The organism is Acinetobacter sp. Tr-809 (genome assembly GCF_011753255.1).
Classification (GTDB): Bacteria; Pseudomonadota; Gammaproteobacteria; order Pseudomonadales; family Moraxellaceae; genus Acinetobacter.
Genome location: NZ_VWVZ01000033.1, coordinates 1 through 228 on the forward strand (window position 1 = coordinate 1; position 228 = coordinate 228).

Sequence of the window (228 nt, forward strand, 5' to 3'; positions counted from 1 at the left end):
TCGTGTTGCTCAGACCTTTGATCGTGTTCGTTGTTTTATCAACAACTACACTTCCTACAGTCACCTTGTCGAAGTTCACATCTTTCGCTGTCGATACTTGGTAGTTGCTTGAACCATCTGCATTCGTCGTTGGGGTCACAACAACGTTATCTCCAGCTGTAACCGTCGTTTTCGCTTTGGTAGCTGCATCTTTAACGCTTGTGATCGCTCCATCAATTGTGTTCGAAC

1 protein-coding gene is annotated in these 228 nt (G+C 45.2%); it reads right to left on the reverse strand.

The features are described 5' to 3' along the window. Positions 1 to 228, reverse strand: a 228-nt coding sequence (locus F3J02_RS18435) for a hypothetical protein (RefSeq protein ID WP_167251637.1), incomplete at both ends; no start/stop codon positions are given.